Below are 12,806 nucleotides of genomic sequence, written 5' to 3'. Positions count from 1 at the left end.
AGCGGTCTTGTCCCTCGCTTGAAACCGCCACACACCGGCGTTTTCAAGTCGCCCATTCACGACTGGCAGACCGCCAGCCATGAATGCCCCGGCTGAGCCCAGATTTGGCTCTCTCACGGCTACGACAGCGCGTTGACCACCCACATCCATGCCAGTTGTCATTGGCGTGACAACCAGATGATTGACCCAACGCTTTCCCCAGTTACCATTCATTTGTAGCCGCAGGAGGCCAGGAATGACGCCGGCCGTGCGCGTGACGTTAGCTGACGTTTCTGAGTCAGGTTACGTCACTGGACGTGTTTGGAGACGTGGTCTACGGCTCCAAACCGAGGTAAAAGACCGCACTGTGGCTTTTACCGGTCCCACAGCAGGCAGAATCCCTGGCAGCCGGAGGCGAATTTTAAACTGGCATTAACCAGCGAAGCGGGCGTCGAATAGGGGATCGACCGCCATCGGTGTTGGCACCACGTCGAGGCCGAGGAGCGCGCTGAGACTGCCGAAGCCTTCGACCAGATCTGTGGTCATCCCCGCTACCAACAATAATTGGCGGGCCGCCCGCACCTCTCTTGGCAAGTCATCGATATCATCGGTACGGCTCACCATCACCTGGGGAACGGCCACGGCTTGGGCCGCCGTCACAATCGTCTTGACGATTTCGGTCAGGTGAATGGTGGGGGCCAAGGCGATGACCAAGTCTTGGTCCAGCATGGCGGCACTCAGGCCGCCTTCGTCCATCGTTTCTCCCGTGAAACCAACAACGCCTGCAGGCAACGCCACTTCACTAGGGGTATAAACCGTTAAACTGAGCGTTGGATTATCATGAAGTTGGCGGACAAACGCCTGACTGGTCAGGTCTAATGGACCGGCAACTAGGATTTTTTTCAAGTTCGTAACTCCCTTTCACTTTAACTGATAATCTAGATTATACGAGGTTAGAGTAGGTCGAAGGCAAGCCCTTTTTACCAAAAAAATGAGCTGCGATTGTTCCCTTTTCTCCTCTATCAATAAGCCGTTTCTTATCAAAAACTACTTTAGGTATGTTATGCTTTAATTGGTGGAGGGCCGAAAAAAAGGCAAACAGCGCTAAACCGGTGTTTTAACGGGGCGGTAAGCTGTTTCACACCTGGACATTATCAACACTGGCAACGGTTTTCTTTTGGAAAACTCATGAGACTCGTGTACAATAACATTATTCATAAGTGCTCACCTAACCAAATACGACCGGAATCCAAGTTGCTTCACGTCACGTGTGCCAATTTGGCATGCCGATCGTTCTTTTATATTTCTGGCGTTTTTCCAGAAGTGTGACATCATTACACAGGAGGTCAATCTATGCTACTTTCAATGGAACATCTACGTAAAGAATATCCTAATGGTAAAGTCGCCGTTGACGATTTCAACTTAGAAGTCGACCGCGGAGAATTTATTTCCTTCATCGGAACGTCTGGCTCGGGTAAAACGACGACGATGCGGATGATCAATCGCATGTTGCACCAGACTTCAGGAACCATCAAGATTGATGGCAAGGATATTTCCAAGATGGACCCCGTCAAGCTCCGGCGTTCCATTGGCTACGTGATTCAAAATATCGGGCTAATGCCGCATATGACGATCCAAGAAAATATTGAAATCGTGCCGAAGCTGCTCGGCTGGTCCAAAGAAAAACGGGCGGAACAGGCTAAAAAAATGATCAACTTGGCGCAATTGCCAGAAGAAATGCTGAAACGTTACCCCGGTGAACTCTCGGGTGGGCAGCAGCAGCGGATCGGGGTCGTTCGGGCCCTCGCTGCCGATCAAGAAATCATTCTGATGGATGAACCCTTTGGGGCGTTGGACCCCATCACCCGGGAATCGCTCCAGGACTTGGTTAAACATTTACAAGAGGATCTGGGCAAGACCTTTATCTTCGTCACCCATGATATGGATGAAGCCCTCCACCTCTCGACGCGCGTGGTCATCATGAGTCACGGCAAACAGGTTCAGGTCGACACTCCCGAAAATATTCTCCGGCACCCGGCCAACGAATTCGTCACCAACTTAATCGGTGAGGAACGGCTGATCAGAGCCCAACCCAACATTCTTTCCGTTAGTCAGATCATGTTGAAGAACCCAGCCGCCATCACGCCCGATAAGACGCTGGATGACGCCATTGACCTGATGCATGACCGGCGGGTTGATACGCTGCTGGTCACGGACGCGGACGGTGTGCTCCAAGGCTACGTTGATTTAGACGACATTAACCGAATCACCGATGCCACGACGCCAGTCAGCCGGTTCACCAACCATGAGGTCTTCTACGTTCAGGCCAACGCCCTCATTGGGGATACCGTTGACCGGATTCTAAAACAGGGGGTTAAAAACGTTCCCGTTGTCGATGCCAAGAAACACTTGGTTGGTATCGTCACGAGAACCGCATTGGTTGACATTGTTTACGATGCCTTGCGTGGCGCACCGGCCAGCGACGAAGAACCAGCATCGCCAATCAACGCGGACATTCACGCTGCCGCCACTCATGAAGGGGGCGAATCACCACAATGATTCACTTCTTACAAGTTTACGGGATGCAGCTGATCGATAAGACCGGCCAACATCTCTATATTTCTGCGGCCGCCCTGCTCTTAGGGATCATTGTGGCGGTACCTTTAGGTATCCTTTTGACGCGGATGAAACGCGGCGCCAATGCCATCATCACGTTAGCCGGGGTTCTGCAAACCATCCCCGCCATGGCATTACTGGCCATGATGATTCCGATCTTTGGGATTGGGTCGACACCAGCCATTGTGGCGCTGTTCATCTACTCACTCCTGCCCATCCTACGAAACACCTATCTTGGCATGGAGGGCGTCTCCCCCACAGTGCGTGATGCGGCTAAGGGGATGGGGATGACCTGGTGGCAATCCATGATGCGCGCCGAAATTCCGCTAGCCGCCCCGGTCATCATGTCCGGAATTCGACTGTCGGCGACCTACGTTATCGCGTGGGCCACACTGGCGTCCTACATTGGTGCCGGTGGTTTGGGTGACTTTATTTTTAACGGCTTGAACCTCTACCGCTCCGACTTAATTTTGGGTGGCTCGATTCCCGTTATTTTACTGGCCCTAGTCGTCGATTATTTGTTAGGTAAATTAGAAAACACCGTGACACCACGGCAATTACGATAGGAGGTCCGTCATGCGAAAACATTTACGTCAATGGCTAGCCGGACTTCTGTTAGTCATCGTACTCTTACCCCTCGGGGGCTGTAGTCTACCCGGTCTGAGTGGGTCTGGCAACAACACTGTCCGGATCGCTTCACAAAACACCACCGAGCAGCAGATCATGGCCTACATGATTCAAGGCATGATCAGCCACTACACCGACCTCGACTCTACCATTGTGAATAACCTCGGTTCCGGAAATGTCAGCTTTAACGCCTTAAAGAACGACAACGCTGACATTTCATCGATTCGGTTCAACGGGACCGACCTGACCACGATTCTGAACGAAAAATTCGAACGGGACCCGGCCAAGGTGAACAATACCGTCGTCAAGGAATTCAAGGATCGGTACCACATGACTTACTTTAAGTCTTACGGGTTCGCCGATACCTACGCTTGGATGGTCAAGAAGAGCTACGCCAAGAAACATCACCTGAAGACCGTTAGCGATTTGAAGAAATTAGCACCGAACATGCGCGTCGGGATTGACCAAATCTGGCAAAACCGTCAGGGTGACGGCTATCCTGCCTTCCAAAAGGACTACGGCTTTAGCTTTGGCACGGTCTACCCGATGCAGGTCGGTTTACTCTACGATGCCCTAGCCGCCGGGAAGATGGACGCCATCCTTGGTTACTCCACCGACGGCCGAGTCGGAAGCTACGATCTGACCCTGTTAAAGGATAACCGGAACTTCTTCCCACCATACGATGGGAGTCCCGTCGCCACCGATGCCATCTTGAAGAAGCACCCTGAACTCAAGGGCGTCTTGAACCGGTTGGTCGGCAAGATTTCACTGAAGACCATGCAAGATCTAAACTACAAGGTCGATGACCAGTTGGAAGAACCACAAACCGTGGCCAATGACTTTCTGAAACAACACCATTACTTTGAAGGGGGGAACTAGGCATGAAAGACATGGGCTTATTCAGTCAGTTAATGTATTACTTCTCACATAACGGGATGTACGTCCTCAGTCAATTTAACCAGACATTCCTCGTTTCCATCTATGGTGTCTTGTTCGGGGCCATCGTAGGGATTCCGATTGGGATCTGGATCTCACAGAATCGTAAGCTCTCCCCACTCATCATCGGGATTGCCAACGTGATTCAAACGATCCCCTCACTGGCCATGCTGTCCATCCTGATGTTAGGTTTGGGACTAGGCCAAAACACCGTCATCGCCACTGTCTTCCTCTATTCCCTACTTCCCATCGTGAAGAACACCTACACGGGGATGCTGAGTGTGGACCAAGACGTGTTGGATGCCGGTAAAGGTATGGGGATGACCCGTTTTCAAATCATGAAGACCATTCGGATTCCGCTATCGCTATCCGTGATTATCGCCGGAATTCGAAACGCCCTGGTTCTGGGGATTGGGATCACCGTTATTGGGTCCTTCATCGGGTCCGGCGGTCTGGGCGACATCATCGTCCGCGGGACCAACGCAACCAATGGGGGTGCCATCATCTTGGCCGGGGCACTGCCCACGGCGTTGATGGCGATCATCACCGATTTGGTGCTCTCCTTCATCGAAAAGCGCTTGACCCCCAAGACGTCTTCGGAAAACTAACCGTTATGGTCAGCTTCGCCTACGGTTGCCAGGGATTACGCCTGCTGTGAGGACCGGCAAGAGCCATAGAGCGGTCTCTTGCCTCGCCTTGAAGCCACGCAAAGACCGCGAGTCTCCAAGAGCGTCCAGTGACGTAAGCTGGCTGAAAAACACCAGCTAACTTCGCTTTCACGGCTGGCTTCATCCCTGGCCCCCTACGGCTACGCGACCGTACTTTAATCAACCACACAGAAGTCGTCGGAGCCACCATGTCAGCGTTCCAAAGTTCCAGCCCAAATTTGGCTCACTTACAGCTACTCTAAGCCACTGCGGTACACAACCAATTTGATTCAAGTTAGTCTTGGCTGATACCAACAATTTTAGCCGCAAGCGGCTGGTAAGGCAGACTTCACAAAGCATATATAAGACCAAAAAGGGCCGGCAGTTCGCTGTCGGTCCTTTTGGGTCGGTCGGAAACCTAGAGGCCGACCATTTCGCAGAAATTTGGTATACTTGAGCTGAAAGAAGGGATGCCGTCATGGCACAGGAAGCGTTGTTAAATCCACTCTACATTGAACAATACGGTGTAACCTATGTTAACCCCTATGATTACGCTGGCTTGTCGACGATATATCATAGTCAGGATACACGTGATAAGCTGACGATTGATTATGATCGGTTGCTCCTCATTGGGGAGATGGGCGCGACGTGGCAACTCAAGCCCGCCGATCGCGACCATTTTAAGCCATTTTACTTTCGGGACAGTCCCATGTACACCTACGACGATATTCTAAAGGCGATGTATCGCGACCAAGATAAATTTGGCAAGTCCATCGCTGAAGATATCCGGTGGACCCGGGCCATTATTGCGGCCGCCTGTGTGCCGGGATATGGCCCAATGCGTAAGCCACGCCATCGCTTCTTCGGTACTGGCGGTGGTGGCGGCAGCGACTATGCCGCCATGGCTACTGGCTTGTGGTGGGGTAACATGTGCGGCAACGGGTTTAAAGACCTTTAACTCCACAACTCTAACTAAAAGGGAGCTCTCTTCGTGAAACAACTTCATCAAGGCGCCATCGACTTCTCCGTCGGAACGCTTAACTTTCTTGCAAATATTGGAATCATCCTGCCCTACGTGTTGATTCTGGCCAAGTGGCAGCAGACCCAAAGTGAGACGTACCTGCTGGCGCTAGTGGCCTTCTACATCTCACGGGCCGCCAGCATCTTCTACACCAAGCGGCTGAACCTCAAGTCCAGCACCTACCTCATTCTCAGCCTGACGCTGGGGGCGGTTGGGAGCCTGCTCTTTGCGGTAACCGCCAATTTAGGTTGGCTCATCATTGGCAGTCTGTTGTGGGGCTATAGCGCGGCCACCATTTGGCCGTACTTCCTGACGGTCAAGCTCCACTTGACCCACATGGCGACTTTTAAAATGAAACGGATCTACTGGTTGATCTTTGCCGGTCTAGGCTTAATTGTCGGCGCAGACGTTCTGGCCAAGTTCAACTACACCTTAACCTTCACGCTGCTGGGCCTGCTCTATCTTGTGGCCCTTCCTGGCGGGCTACTCCTCAACAACTTTACCAGTGACTTTTACCGAGAAACACCGCGCCAGATTCACGGTCTCTCGCAGACCTGGCGCTGGGGGTTATCGCTCATCTTCTTCGCCGTTATCGCGGTACTCACCACCCTGCGTAAGGCCAGCGTCAACATCCCCAGTTGGCTTATCCTGAGTATCATTGGGGTTGCTCTCATCATTCTCATCGTTGAATTGGTGGCGGACTGGCACGTCCTCCCCAACTACAAGATGCGCCTCCTGAATCGGGGCTTTCTGGTCAGTCTCGTGCTGCTCTTCAACAGTTTTTTCGCCTACTTTTATTTAGGCGCGACGGGCATGTACGCCGTCTTTGCCGTCTACCTACTAGGGTTCGAAACGGGGCACCCGGTCTTCAGTCGCCTGGGAAAACGCGCGCGTAAGGCTAGCCTGATCAGCCTGATGGTCGGCCAGGTTCTGCTACTGGTCCCCTGGGTCGGGAGCTACCTGCTGGGACTACTACTGATAACCCTGTATGTAGGGTACGATAATCCCACGATTAACGAGACCCTCTACACGCTGGATAGCATTGACAGTGATAGTGCCATTATCCACAAATACCGGTTCTCAACGTACGGGGGTCTGCTCTGTCAACTGCTTATGTTTGGCTTGCTCGTTACCCTTAGTGCTGTGACTAAGCTCTCCATCCTCAATTTCTTTAAACCCAGTGATATGGGCGATTTCAACCTGTACTTCTATGGGTTAAGCTGGCCACTCGTTCTGATTTCGTTGTTTCTCTCCGTTGGCAATATCCGCTCATCACAGTCTAAAGTAGCAAAAAAGCCAGTCTAACGCGACTGGCTTTTTTAGTTCGGATATAAATTAATTTATAGTGCGACTTAATTTACTTCTATGGCCTGCTTTGGTATCGTTGGCTAACAACCTTAAACTTGGAGGACGTCTCACCCCATGAAAGCAAAAGTTCACGTCATCGCCGCTGAGATTCACCGTCTGCCCCTCATTTACCACTGGTTAGGCTTATTTCTCTGCTTTAAATTTGCTGGTTGGTTATTGGCCATGTTTGACCTGAATATGGCGGGCTGGCTCGGAACTTCCGGCCAATTCTTACTGGGTAGCCTCTTCTTTTGGGCGGTCATGGGCCTTCCTACCCAGACTGTACCCGCCCCCAATCGCAAAAACAGGCGGCCTACCCGACAATTACGGTAGACCACCTGGTATTTATTCCTTTGAACAGTTTAATTGGCGATTGTTTCGACCCATTTCTTGAGCAACACAATGTTTAGCCCGGCCTCAATCGCCGCCACGACTAAGAAACCAACGACATTCACCAAAAAATCGGCTCCCTCATGCCCCGCAAGCAGTTGCCCCACGTGGTTGACGCCGTCGAGCAGATACCCGGTGATCCAGACGACTAAGCAGATCATTACGATGTAGAGCACCACGTTCACCAATCGCCGTCGCGTCGCGGGTAGAAAATTGTTGGTGCTACTGACGACCAGATGGACGAATGACACCGTGGTCCAGCCCAGGATAACCAGAACGATTCCCATGACGGTCAGGCCTATCAACACCTTAAGCGCCTGCTGAGTCGTATAGGCTGGTCCGCTGATATTCCGCAACCACGTCGCCAGGTAGTGATGGTCGAGCATTTCGGCCACTAGGTAGAAGACAACCTGAATCACGCCAAAGTAGATAAACATGACGAATGAGGCCAACAGGTCCGTTAAGTAGAGTTTCGTTTCGCCCAGCGGCAAGAGCCGGTAAGTATCGCGCGTGTAGACCCGTTCCGTTTGGACCGCTAAGAGAATAAAGGCGACGGTAAAGGCCAGAACCGACCAAGCCAGTACCGTCCAGAAGGTGTCACCGCCCTGGATGCCCGTGGCGGCAAACCGCCACAACAGCGTGCCGGTAATCACGGCCAACTCTCCTAAGATTGTCCAGTTCATTAGACGGAAGCGTTGGCGTCCCATCACTTTAAATAATGCACCGAAACTAGTCATGCTGGACACCCTCCTCGTACAGGCTCTCGTAGTAGGCCTCGATACCCAGGCCAAATTCCTCGCGCACGGCGTCACTTGCTTGATGGACGGCCACCGTTTGATCCTTAACCACCACAATCTCATCCAGAATGGGGGCGATCTCGGAAACGTAATGATCACTGATGACCATGGTTGCGTCGTCTGGTTTCCATTTGATGATACTGCTGATAATGCGCTTGCGACTCATGCTGTCAATCCCACTGAAGGGTTCGTCTAACAGATACAAGTTGACCTGTCGCGCCAACGTCAGGGCGATGATGACTTTTTCCTTCATCCCCTTCGACAGGGCGGCCAGCTTCAGGCTCGTGTCGATCTGTAGAAATGTAACCAATTCTTCGAAACGCATACCGTCAAAGTCGGGATACACCGTCCGATAGAAGCTCGCTACCTGTTCGACTCGCGTGTTGGCACTAAAGCCACGCAATTGCTCGGTAAAGCTCACGTGACTGCGATGATGGGCCGGTTGCGTGTCCCCACACACAGCGATGGTGCCCGTTCCCTTGGCACTACCGGTGATCAGTCGCATTAAGGTGGTCTTTCCGGCACCGTTTTCGCCTAAGATGCCCACGATTTTACCGGTCGCGAGGGTCAGATCGACATCGTGTAAAATTGTCTTAAAATTATGTTTGTACCCAACGTTTTGAATTGCTAGGACGTTAGTCATTCTGCTGTCTCCTTTGCGCGATAACTTGTTTCAAGCTGGCGATGATTTCATCATCCGTTAAATGCAACGCCTGCAGCTGCGCGTATGCTCGTTCTAATTGTGTCATGATGAGTTGCGCCTCTAACTGCGTGAATCGTCCGTCTCCGTGGTCACGAAGTTGCCGGACGACCAGAATTTTTACACTAGGAGCCAATTGCTTAATAAATCGGGACCTTATTATCAAATTTCACGGTTAAGCGTCTCTCCTAGTGTTATATTTTACTAGTACACTATAACATCAGACTGGAATTTTCGCAACCGTTGGTGAATAATTCGGTCTCTTCCTGTGCAGCGACTAAAAAATCGCCGAAATTATTACCAATTTCAGCGATTCTCTCGTTCTAATGTAACGTAATCTGCCGACCATCGATTTCCAGCAGTCCCTCGGCCGCCAATTGCTTCAGCTGACGGCTCAGCGTTTCCGGTGTGATCCCCAGAAAGCTGGCCAGTTCCTTCTTCTTTTCCGGTAACATGAACTGCGTGGCCTGTTGGGCCTGCCCGATCTGTTGGAGGTAGGTCAACACGCGGTTCTTCGATTTGAGATTCCCGGTGAGTGCACTCACGGACTCCAGCGCCGTTAGCCGATCTCCCAAGATGTTGAGCAGGTTAAACGCCACGGTCGGTACCCGATGGAGTAAGGCTTGAAAGTCTTCTCGCCCAATCGAACAGATTTTGGTGTCTTCCACCGCTTCGGCATAGTTGAAGTGCGGCCGCTGGCTAAAGAGGGCCGCTTCACTGTCAATCGCCCCACTTCGCAACATGTAGAGGACCTTTTCTTTGCCGTTCTCGTTGAGTTGGTAAACCTTGACGCGCCCCTCGTCAATAATCAGCATGCGTTCGAGTGGCTGGGTCGGATCGTAGAGAACGGTGCCCCGTTTGAATTCCTGCTGGTGAACGGAAATCTTGGTTAATTCGGCAATATCGGCATCGGCCAACCCTTTAAAGATTGGCGCATCTTTGACACATTTAAAGGGATCGTGAATCATCTTTTTCTCCTTTTCTTGATAATTATCAAGTTTTTATTTTGCCTTTTATTATACACTAGACTCATCAATTCGAGGAGGTCATTTGACTATGAAAATCTATCAAGCAAACATCGTGCCCCTGAACGCAGACACCATCGGGACCGCCGCCCATGGCACGGCCCTGTTCACCATCAACGGTGATCAGCTGACCATTAACATCGAAATGTTCGACACCCCGGCTAACTTACAACACTGGGAACATTTCCATGGGTTCCCGGATGGCCAGCCAGCCGAGATTGCCACCGCGGCTCAGGACGTGAACCACGACGGCTTCGTTGATTTACCCGAAACTGGTGCCGTTTCCGGAACCACCATGGTCCCCTTTGACGCCGCTCCTCACGAGATGAACGTCCCCAACGACAATTACCCCGTTGCCGACGCCAATGGCTACTTTGCCTACACGAAGGTCGTGCCATTGGCCGCCCTCGATGCGAAGTTCAAGGAAACCTTCAACGATAGCGAATTGGAATTGGACAAGCGGGTCATTTACATCCACGGGGTTACCGATGATGTTGACCTGCCGGATACGGTCGCTGGTGCCGTTGGGCATTACTCCACCCATGTGACGTTGCCTATCGCCGTCGGAAAGATTGTGGCGCTATAGTGCGGCACAGAATCGGCCGTCTCATCGCGTTGCTCTTCTATCTAGTGGTCCTGTTACTGGTGATCTTCCATCAGGACATGCTGGCCATGTACGGCATGGCAGTGGGCATGCTGGTTGAAGCGGTCATTGCGCTAACAGCTAAAGAGTAGCGAATTGGGGAAGTTTAGTTAAATAAACCTTGCGACAACGGAACTGCCCGAGACTGAGCGTTCCGTTTTTTTTGACCTCTGTAGCCAGATGGACTTGGCAAATCGGCGTTCGCTGATCTCGCGTTTGACCCCTTGCTATTTGGCGATATTCAGTATCGGCATGTCCAAACCAAACCTAAAAAAAACGGCATCATCCATTGGACGACACCGTTTCACCTGTCAATTCAATTTTATTTTTCTTCACGGAGTAACCGTGCTTGTCGCCGAACAACGGCCAATAACACAACGGCAATCAACAAGAATACCCCAAAGACGCTGGCTAAGAATACCTGTGATTCACCCGTTTGTGGCAATCGCCCAGCAACGAGATCCGCCGTGCCAGAATGAACCACACTGGCTACCGCACCCACTGGCTTCTTAGTGTGGCTGTTGCTGCTGGTAACGCTAGTGGTCGGATTGTGGCCGTTGGGGATGTCGGTGTTAATCGCATCGCCATCGCCACCAGTTACGACCGTTCCACCGGTGGTGCTAGGATCAATACCATCACCATCGCCACCGGTCTCATCGGTTGCTGGTGTGCCACCGCCACCGGATGGATTGTTATTCACAATCGTAATACCGATTCGCGTACTGGCGGTATCCCCGCTATCAGTAGACTCAGCGAAGGCCGTGGTTCCGAATCCTAAGCCCAGAGCCACCGCAATCACTGCCACAAATTGCCTAATGATCTTTTTCATGACCGCCGCCTCCTTCCGAGACTGCCTTTACTTCTCTTCCTCTTCATCATTCTTGCGCCGCTTACGCCGAATGAGGTAGATAATCAGTAAGATAAGAAGAATTAAGATTAACATACCCAAGGCACCCAAAGCAATTAGTAGCCAAATATTAACGCCACTATTATCCGCGGAGTTATTATTATACTTGTTAGCCTGAGCCTTAGTAATCGTGAAGTTACGGTCGAACACCCACTCATGATCAGTATTCTTAACAACCATGTGTAAGTGATAGTGGCCCGCCGCTAATGGTGTCTTACCAGACAACATGGGATAACTATACGTTGTGTTTGGTGCCATCTGAACGTTCTCTTGTTTAGCGTTCTGCACAACCTTACCGCCATCCCGATTGGTAATCTTCGTGGTGGTCTTCAAGTTGGGAATGATGACCGCACTCGTGTTCCGAATATCAGCAATAATTCCCCGATGGTAGTTACTCAGACCAGCACCTACTTTGCCTAAGCTCATAGATGGATTTGCTGCTTGCTTCATCGTGTACTTCATTCCGATAACGTATGAGTAACGACTCTGCAAGTTACCGGCACCCTTAACGGTCCCCGTAACTTTACTGTCAACACGCTCGAAATACCAGCTACCCAAAATAACGCCCGTAAAATCAGTCTTGGGAATCTTAACCGTTGCACTAACAACCTTAGTCCCCTTGGCAGGAATTGTCAGCGTCTTGTTTCCTTGAATCTTGGTGATGTCACTCATTTTGTAGCGCAACGATGGATCATAGGACTTAGCTGGGTTAACATACTCAATTGCCCCTGCCGAGTTCGTCCAAGCCGTATGGATTGCCGTTTTAACCTTAATTTCCTCATTTGTTGCATTAAAAACTTTCACTTGTAGCGTCTGGGTCTTACCAGAATTCATTTTCAAGTCAAAAAACGAATTCTGCTTGTCAATTTGATTACTTGGAATCTTAGCGGAAACATTGTAGCCAACATTATTTGACGCAGCCTTAATACTACCGCCTGAAGTCAATAGTCCTCCGCAAATAAGTCCAACAAACATTAGCAAAAATAACCGAACTCGCTTAAATCCTAGCATCCTTACACCTCTGCCTTACCCTAGTTATGCAGTTCCTGCAATACCCTTATGATACTACATTCATAATCGAGTAGGAGGTAGCCGATTAGTTCGGCTACCGACCTCTCACACCACCGTACGTACGGTTCCGTATACGGCGGTTCAGTAACTTAAGCATTTT

The 12,806-nt window shown here is 51.0% G+C and carries 15 protein-coding genes; 9 read left to right on the top strand and 6 right to left on the bottom strand.

Annotated features, from left to right (window positions below; genetic code table 11):
- Positions 1 to 411 precede the first annotated feature (411 nt).
- Positions 412 to 885 (bottom strand): hypothetical protein, encoded by a 474-nt coding sequence (locus HEQ50_RS00075; protein WP_168898424.1) that lies wholly within the window; start codon positions 883 to 885, stop codon positions 412 to 414.
- Positions 886 to 1,332: 447 nt separating this feature from the next.
- Here HEQ50_RS00075 and HEQ50_RS00070 point away from each other — a divergent pair, with 447 nt between their 5' ends.
- From HEQ50_RS00070 to HEQ50_RS00040, 7 genes are all read left to right on the top strand, one after another.
- Positions 1,333 to 2,538 (top strand): betaine/proline/choline family ABC transporter ATP-binding protein, encoded by a 1,206-nt coding sequence (locus HEQ50_RS00070; protein WP_168898423.1) that lies wholly within the window; start codon positions 1,333 to 1,335, stop codon positions 2,536 to 2,538.
- The gene (locus HEQ50_RS00065) at positions 2,535 to 3,161 is read left to right on the top strand and encodes an ABC transporter permease (RefSeq protein WP_168898422.1); all 627 of its coding nucleotides are present in this window, start codon (positions 2,535 to 2,537) and stop codon (positions 3,159 to 3,161) included. The genes HEQ50_RS00070 and HEQ50_RS00065 overlap by 4 nt, the downstream gene beginning before the upstream one ends.
- A gap of 10 nt (positions 3,162 to 3,171) precedes the next feature.
- On the top strand, positions 3,172 to 4,101 hold the full coding sequence (locus HEQ50_RS00060; protein WP_168898421.1) for an osmoprotectant ABC transporter substrate-binding protein: 930 nt from the start codon (positions 3,172 to 3,174) through the stop codon (positions 4,099 to 4,101).
- Between the two features lie 2 nt (positions 4,102 to 4,103).
- Positions 4,104 to 4,766 (top strand): ABC transporter permease, encoded by a 663-nt coding sequence (locus tag HEQ50_RS00055; protein WP_168898420.1) that lies wholly within the window; start codon positions 4,104 to 4,106, stop codon positions 4,764 to 4,766.
- Between the two features lie 517 nt (positions 4,767 to 5,283).
- On the top strand, positions 5,284 to 5,763 hold the full coding sequence (locus HEQ50_RS00050; protein ID WP_168898419.1) for a hypothetical protein: 480 nt from the start codon (positions 5,284 to 5,286) through the stop codon (positions 5,761 to 5,763).
- A gap of 33 nt (positions 5,764 to 5,796) precedes the next feature.
- Positions 5,797 to 7,131, top strand: coding sequence for a hypothetical protein (locus tag HEQ50_RS00045; RefSeq protein ID WP_168898418.1), 1,335 nt, complete (start codon positions 5,797 to 5,799; stop codon positions 7,129 to 7,131).
- A gap of 117 nt (positions 7,132 to 7,248) precedes the next feature.
- Entirely contained in the window at positions 7,249 to 7,506 is a 258-nt protein-coding gene (locus HEQ50_RS00040) for a hypothetical protein (RefSeq protein ID WP_168898417.1), read from the top strand.
- Between the two features lie 29 nt (positions 7,507 to 7,535).
- Here the strand turns inward: HEQ50_RS00040 and HEQ50_RS00035 are convergent, their stop codons facing one another.
- From HEQ50_RS00035 to HEQ50_RS00025, 3 genes are all read right to left on the bottom strand, one after another.
- Complete coding sequence (locus HEQ50_RS00035; RefSeq protein WP_168898416.1) at positions 7,536 to 8,300, bottom strand: ABC transporter permease; 765 nt, start codon at positions 8,298 to 8,300, stop codon at positions 7,536 to 7,538.
- On the bottom strand, positions 8,293 to 9,003 hold the full coding sequence (locus HEQ50_RS00030; RefSeq protein WP_168898415.1) for an ABC transporter ATP-binding protein: 711 nt from the start codon (positions 9,001 to 9,003) through the stop codon (positions 8,293 to 8,295). The genes HEQ50_RS00035 and HEQ50_RS00030 overlap by 8 nt, the downstream gene beginning before the upstream one ends.
- Positions 9,004 to 9,383: 380 nt before the next feature.
- Positions 9,384 to 10,028 (bottom strand): Crp/Fnr family transcriptional regulator, encoded by a 645-nt coding sequence (locus HEQ50_RS00025; protein WP_168898414.1) that lies wholly within the window; start codon positions 10,026 to 10,028, stop codon positions 9,384 to 9,386.
- An 88-nt stretch (positions 10,029 to 10,116) separates the two neighbouring features.
- Between HEQ50_RS00025 and HEQ50_RS00020 the strand changes: the two genes are divergently transcribed.
- Complete coding sequence (locus HEQ50_RS00020; RefSeq protein WP_168898413.1) at positions 10,117 to 10,671, top strand: hypothetical protein; 555 nt, start codon at positions 10,117 to 10,119, stop codon at positions 10,669 to 10,671.
- Positions 10,671 to 10,820 (top strand): hypothetical protein, encoded by a 150-nt coding sequence (locus tag HEQ50_RS00015; RefSeq protein ID WP_168898412.1) that lies wholly within the window; start codon positions 10,671 to 10,673, stop codon positions 10,818 to 10,820. Before HEQ50_RS00020 ends, HEQ50_RS00015 begins: the two co-directional genes overlap by 1 nt.
- A gap of 230 nt (positions 10,821 to 11,050) precedes the next feature.
- On the opposite strand, the gene HEQ50_RS00010 is transcribed toward HEQ50_RS00015, so the two are convergent.
- Positions 11,051 to 11,557 carry an LPXTG cell wall anchor domain-containing protein gene (locus HEQ50_RS00010; RefSeq protein ID WP_168898411.1) on the bottom strand — a complete coding sequence of 169 codons (507 nt, stop codon included), beginning with the start codon at positions 11,555 to 11,557 and terminating at the stop codon, positions 11,051 to 11,053.
- Positions 11,558 to 11,584: 27 nt separating this feature from the next.
- Entirely contained in the window at positions 11,585 to 12,580 is a 996-nt protein-coding gene (locus HEQ50_RS00005; protein WP_232842631.1) for a DUF916 and DUF3324 domain-containing protein, read from the bottom strand.
- Between the last annotated feature and the right edge of the window lie 226 nt (positions 12,581 to 12,806).

The organism is Lactobacillus sp. HBUAS51381 (assembly GCF_012641095.1).
Classification (GTDB): Bacteria; Bacillota; Bacilli; order Lactobacillales; family Lactobacillaceae; genus Levilactobacillus.
The sequence above is the reverse complement of the archived record's forward strand: the minus strand, read 5'-3'. Positions and strand labels throughout refer to the sequence as shown.

Bases quoted from the DNA above. Each gene is read 5' to 3' on its own strand.
- HEQ50_RS00055 (WP_168898420.1), top strand. From the start codon at position 4,104: ATGAAAGACATGGGCTTATTCAGTCAGTTAATGTATTACTTCTCACAT.
- HEQ50_RS00010 (WP_168898411.1), bottom strand. From the start codon at position 11,557: ATGAAAAAGATCATTAGGCAATTTGTGGCAGTGATTGCGGTGGCTCTG.
- HEQ50_RS00070 (WP_168898423.1), top strand. From the start codon at position 1,333: ATGCTACTTTCAATGGAACATCTACGTAAAGAATATCCTAATGGTAAA.
- HEQ50_RS00040 (WP_168898417.1), top strand. From the start codon at position 7,249: ATGAAAGCAAAAGTTCACGTCATCGCCGCTGAGATTCACCGTCTGCCC.
- HEQ50_RS00020 (WP_168898413.1), top strand. From the start codon at position 10,117: ATGAAAATCTATCAAGCAAACATCGTGCCCCTGAACGCAGACACCATC.
- HEQ50_RS00065 (WP_168898422.1), top strand. From the start codon at position 2,535: ATGATTCACTTCTTACAAGTTTACGGGATGCAGCTGATCGATAAGACC.
- HEQ50_RS00035 (WP_168898416.1), bottom strand. From the start codon at position 8,300: ATGACTAGTTTCGGTGCATTATTTAAAGTGATGGGACGCCAACGCTTC.
- HEQ50_RS00060 (WP_168898421.1), top strand. From the start codon at position 3,172: ATGCGAAAACATTTACGTCAATGGCTAGCCGGACTTCTGTTAGTCATC.
- HEQ50_RS00050 (WP_168898419.1), top strand. From the start codon at position 5,284: ATGGCACAGGAAGCGTTGTTAAATCCACTCTACATTGAACAATACGGT.
- HEQ50_RS00025 (WP_168898414.1), bottom strand. From the start codon at position 10,028: ATGATTCACGATCCCTTTAAATGTGTCAAAGATGCGCCAATCTTTAAA.
- HEQ50_RS00030 (WP_168898415.1), bottom strand. From the start codon at position 9,003: ATGACTAACGTCCTAGCAATTCAAAACGTTGGGTACAAACATAATTTT.